We start from the raw sequence: 4,640 nt of genomic DNA, 5'->3' as shown, positions 1-4,640 counted from the left end.
GTCTTGCCCAGAGCCGGGCGAGAAAATCACCGCAAGCCGAGTAACCCGCATCCTCCCGGATTGGCCCTCGCGGGCCACAGCGGCCAGTCACCCGCCAGCCTCCTGTGGGCGCGGCTGACTGGCCGCTGTCCCTCTTGCCGGCACCTTTCCCCATGGGCCAGGTGGTCGACTTTTACGCCGCCGCATGGCCCAATTTTACTCCGGCGTTGACAACTCCACCTGGCCGGAACGCGCGCTAGTCCAATATGCATGGGGCCGAGATCAGGCTGTTTTCCGCAAGATCCACATCACCTGCCTTGCATTCACGAAGAACAAGCGAGCGTTGCCTGAAATAGGCGGCCAGATGCCGGTATTTTTCCAGATCGACCTGGAAGATATCGAGCATCGAGAGCTGCCGGTGCGGCTGATAGCCCGTCGCGTGGCGCCTGGTTCCCGCCTGGCCAAACACGCAGCCGAACTCCGCCTGCAACCAGTCATAGTCCGGCGAGGAGCCGAACAGGTAGTCATGGACATCTGCCCTCAGTGCAGCAGTCCGCCGGCCGCCGGCCACCCGGTCAAACAGAATGACCTCGACCACAAAGGACTTCCATTGTTTTGTGTCGAGCAGTCCCAGCTGCCGCATGACGCTGCATAACAGCAACGCCTCCGAAGAGGGGGAGCGGTTCTCATCGATGGCGTCCTTCTTCAAGGTAGCATTCTCCCAAAGCCGTGGCCGGAGAAAGTCCAGAAAATCATCAACCACATTGCCATTGACGAGCGTGTTCCTGTCATAGGCTTTCACTTCGACATGTTTCCGGCCGAACCATTGGATGTAATTTTCAATGTAATGCCGCGCGGCCTGGTCACACGGCCTGGGGATTTTTCTGCCTTGCAGGATGGATTGCGATGCCGCGCGCCGGTAGCGGCTTGCCGGTTCCGCCACATAGGCAAGGATCTGCAGGCCATCCTCAAAGCTTTCAGTGCTGGTCAACCAGCGCGACAGATTGCGAAGCTCTCTCACCGCCGGTGCTGGAAGACTGTAGAAAGCCTCACTGCTGATGATGAGCGTGCTCGCCCTGCTTAAGTTCAGTTGCTTGACAGCGCGGGCCCACCGCTGAGCCCCACGTGTAGCATTGTCATGGGATCCGAATGCATTGAGCGTGCCTGACGGCACCTCGACTCCGGACAACAGACTCGTGAGCACCTCATGATTCAGCGCCAGATATGGATAGATGGAGAAGCCTGGCAAAGGATACACAAGCCCCATGTTTGACAAGGGCCGCTGATGTTCACGCAAGAATCTTTGTATGGACGTCGTGCCCGTCTTGTCGAAACCAATGTGAACCACCAGCCGGCTCATTGGACTTGCCGATCGCTGAAGACTTCGATTGCAGACGTGACCGCCTTCGTGGCCGCCGCGGCATCAACGCCGCGGGGGACACCGCTCCTGATCCTTTCAAGAAGGTGCCGTGACATGGCCAGGCAAGTCCTGGCTGAATACTTGACCTCCTGACGCAGATATTGCGCTGTTGGAATGATGCTTCCCGCTGCTTCAACAGGTTCCACGCCCTCGATACCGGCCCACCGGATGCCGAAATCAGCCTCCAGCCACTGGTTGTCCGAGGCTGTTGCCGCGATGACCTTCCGCTCTAAGTTTCTGCTGAGCTCAAACCGCGTGATCTCACAATCATTGAGGTTCATTTTCCGGATCTTTTCTCCGCACCACAAGAAAAAAGGGATCTTCTGATCCCTGTTCCAGTCACTCAGAACCTCGGCCAACTGTGCGAAGACAACCGTGATCTCTGCTGGGTCGGCCTCGTTCAGTGATGGTCCCAAAGCGTTCGGAGGGGGACCTATCTGCAGTACGGCGGACCAGAAGTCATCAACGGCATTCCAGTTCTTCTGCTCACTCCTCTCAACGTACTTCCGCAGCATGAGCGCTGACGGGAAGCAGTCCTGCAGCTTTACGATCTCGGACCTGAGCAAAGGAGGGCCGCCAGTCGACAATCTGCCACCCCGCAGTCCCTGTTGAAACTGGCTCCTGAAGCGCGGCAGGGGCGAGCGCAGATACACAACACCCCGAAGCGGACCCACGTCCTGACGAAGAATATCGCAAAGGGACGGAAGGTATGGCCCCTGCAGCATTTCGCTACTGATCAGGAGCGTGGAGCAACCGGACTTGTGAAAATTATCAATGAGCTTATCCAGAGTCGCAAGACCGAAATTTACAAGATCCCGGGGCGAACGCCCCAGTTTCCAGACCGGCGCAATCTGGTCGTACTTCTTTGTGACAGACTGCAAGATGTGGCAGGCATTCCGACCCAGCTGCTGCTCTCCCGCGATTGCGAAAGCCGGGTAATAGATGCCATTGGCACGCAAGTAATCCCGGTTGAGGAAGAGACTCTCCTGGATCGAGGTTGTGCCGGTCTTGGGAAATCCAAGATGGATCAGACAGTCCTTCATGAAGGCTTCAACTCAATCACAAATGACATCTTTTTCAGCTTCAATTGAAGATTCCAAGCCGGATACGCGTGGGCGGGAGTCATCCGCAAAGGTGAAAGCAAGCCTTGCGGATCATGCTCCATACTTAGATCCCGGACAAAAAATCGCATAAACCCGTGAATTCCTTTTCCTGCCGCTGTTCGAGCATGATCGATCGCTGCAAGGAGCGCTGTTGCCACATCTCACGATTTTCCAAGGCATGCTCAACCGCTGCGACCCAGCCTTCAGCCGGTATCCTGTATGGGCAAAGACTGCGGGCGGCACCGCCAACTGCTTCGCCAATCGCCGGGTAGTTGCTGCTCACAACGGGCAATCCGCAATACATCGCTTCAACAGGGGTCATGCCGTAACCTTCCTCGAGGCTTGGAAACACAAGAACACGGGAGGATCCATAGGCATCTCTCATGTCATCGACATACTCCACGAAGTCGATGTTTGCCTTTTTCTGTTCATGAAGCGGCTCGATGAGTTGACTGAATTTCGCAAACGAGTCGCCCCAGCCGCCCTTCAGAATGCGGAAGGTTGCCGTTCTGGGGCTTTTCTCAATGATCTCCTTCATCAACTGGGGATTCTTTCGACTTTGCGGATTCACCATGAGAACATCGACCGTGGAAAGCGCTGGCTTCCTGGTGCTGGCCGCTCTCCAGAATTCATGGTCCATCGGAGGGTGCAAGACAAACTTTGGACATGCATCCAGTGGATCGATGAATTGGGTGGCCCACTCCGAATTTGAAATAAGGAAGTCTGGCTCAAAGAAAAGAGGGCTGTTGGCCATGGCCGTCCACTTCATGTGGGGTTCTGACTTGGCGAGCTTACGCAAGCTGGTTGCAACCATCCTTGTCGCGGTACTCCAGTCCACCCTGCCCTTCAGATAGGCTTTCCGGAGATTGGCGCTAACCTCATCCGACAAGTCATGGTGGATGAGGCCCACCTTGATATTCATGTCCTGGAGCTGGCGGTAAAGCTCCCTGACATGAAACAATCGTGGATCGTTGAAGGGGTTGCCGATGAGCGCGATGCCGATGCCGCTGGACTTCGCCCACCGGACCGCTCGTTTCATGAACTCATACTGGTCTGAGAGGGCACCGAAGGCTTCATCCGTTCGGGTCGTCAGTGCCTTGCCCCAAGCGCCAGCGGTGATGTTTCGAAAGGGAGCGCATCGCTCAACCAAAAGGTGTCCATTATCTCTATCTTCAACTTCCGCGATCCCGCAGAAGACCTTGACCGGAAAGCCATGGTCTTGAAGTCTGGAGGCCAATCTCAAGTGATATTGCTCAGCCCCGCCCCACATTGGGAGCCAGTACGGGCATATCATTCCGATGGCAGGCTGCTTCATCTCAAGTCGTGTCGAATGCTTACGAACGCCTCTGAATTAGCATGTTTTGTTGCATTGTCACGGCTGCGAAAGACGTGGCGCCAGGGGCAATCCCGCAGCAGGCCCTTGCTGCACCTGACGTGTTCCGGATTGGCGCTCCGGCGGGGCCCGATCAGCCTCGCGGGGGTACGGGGAAACCGGTCGATTTCGGGCAATTTGCCACAGGCCTCCAAAACTGCTTTAATGCATCGGCTGCGCAACGCAGTCATGACAACCAACCATTGAGAAGAGACAGTACTGTGGCTACAGGTAAAGTGAAGTGGTTCAACGATCAAAAGGGCTACGGATTCATTCAGCCGGATGACGGCAGCAAGGATGTTTTCGTTCATATCAGCGCCGTCGAGCGCGCCGGCCTCCGCTCGCTTGCCGAGAACCAGGCGGTCTCCTATGAGCTGACAACCGACCGGAAGAGCGGCAAGCAGTCTGCCGATCAGCTGCGGGCCATCTGACAATGGCTGTAAATGCCAGGAAGAAGCTACGGGCGAAAGCGCCAGCGAAGTCTAAGAAGACGAAGAAGCCGATTGCCGTCAAGACCGTCAAGCCTGCGAAGAGCACGGCTGCGAAGAAGGTTGCCGGCAAGAAGCCTGCCCGAAAGGCGGCCCGCCGCAGCACGGCAGATGTGGCGAAGCTGCGCAAGGCTGTGATTGCGGGATCAAGGGCAAAGAAGACGGCCGACGCCATTGCCGAAGAACTCGGCATATCGAAGGCTTACGTCTACGCCCTCAAGCGCAAGCCTTGAGCTGAACACCTGGCTGATCCAGCCGCGCCAGCGGTAGATCCAGTT

The 4,640-nt window shown here is 56.6% G+C and carries 5 protein-coding genes; 2 read left to right on the top strand and 3 right to left on the bottom strand.

The annotated features are described in order from the left end of the window. Positions 1-235 precede the first annotated feature (235 nt). The 3 genes from ACILRA_RS20095 to ACILRA_RS20085 all read right to left on the bottom strand — a co-directional run bounded on the left by ACILRA_RS20095 (position 236) and on the right by ACILRA_RS20085 (position 3,817). Positions 236-1,339, bottom strand: coding sequence for a hypothetical protein (locus tag ACILRA_RS20095; protein ID WP_395663831.1), 1,104 nt, complete (start codon positions 1,337-1,339; stop codon positions 236-238). Continuing rightward, positions 1,336-2,442 carry a hypothetical protein gene (locus tag ACILRA_RS20090; RefSeq protein ID WP_395663830.1) on the bottom strand — a complete coding sequence of 369 codons (1,107 nt, stop codon included), beginning with the start codon at positions 2,440-2,442 and terminating at the stop codon, positions 1,336-1,338. Before ACILRA_RS20090 ends, ACILRA_RS20095 begins: the two co-directional genes overlap by 4 nt. Positions 2,443-2,566: 124 nt before the next feature. Then, entirely contained in the window at positions 2,567-3,817 is a 1,251-nt protein-coding gene (locus tag ACILRA_RS20085) for a glycosyltransferase family 4 protein (protein ID WP_395663829.1), read from the bottom strand. Between the two features lie 278 nt (positions 3,818-4,095). On the opposite strand from ACILRA_RS20085, the gene ACILRA_RS20080 reads away from it, so the two are divergent. Together ACILRA_RS20080 and ACILRA_RS20075 are read left to right on the top strand one after the other, a co-directional pair. Beyond that, a complete protein-coding gene (locus tag ACILRA_RS20080; RefSeq protein ID WP_395663828.1) occupies positions 4,096-4,305 on the top strand; it encodes a cold-shock protein in 210 nt (69 codons plus the stop codon). 2 nt (positions 4,306-4,307) lie between these two features. Further along, entirely contained in the window at positions 4,308-4,595 is a 288-nt protein-coding gene (locus tag ACILRA_RS20075; RefSeq protein ID WP_395663827.1) for a hypothetical protein, read from the top strand. Positions 4,596-4,640: the final 45 nt, after the last annotated feature.

Origin of the sequence: Aestuariivirga sp. (assembly GCF_044239095.1) — a bacterium.
Taxonomy (GTDB): domain Bacteria; phylum Pseudomonadota; class Alphaproteobacteria; order Rhizobiales; family Aestuariivirgaceae; genus Aestuariivirga.
The sequence above is the reverse complement of the archived record's forward strand: the minus strand, read 5'-3'. Positions and strand labels throughout refer to the sequence as shown.

Excerpts from the sequence above, each read along its gene's own strand:
- ACILRA_RS20090 (WP_395663830.1), bottom strand. The coding sequence starts at position 2,442 with ATGAAGGACTGTCTGATCCATCTTGGATTTCCCAAGACCGGCACAACC.
- ACILRA_RS20075 (WP_395663827.1), top strand. The coding sequence starts at position 4,308 with ATGGCTGTAAATGCCAGGAAGAAGCTACGGGCGAAAGCGCCAGCGAAG.
- ACILRA_RS20085 (WP_395663829.1), bottom strand. The coding sequence starts at position 3,817 with ATGAAGCAGCCTGCCATCGGAATGATATGCCCGTACTGGCTCCCAATG.
- ACILRA_RS20095 (WP_395663831.1), bottom strand. The coding sequence starts at position 1,339 with ATGAGCCGGCTGGTGGTTCACATTGGTTTCGACAAGACGGGCACGACG.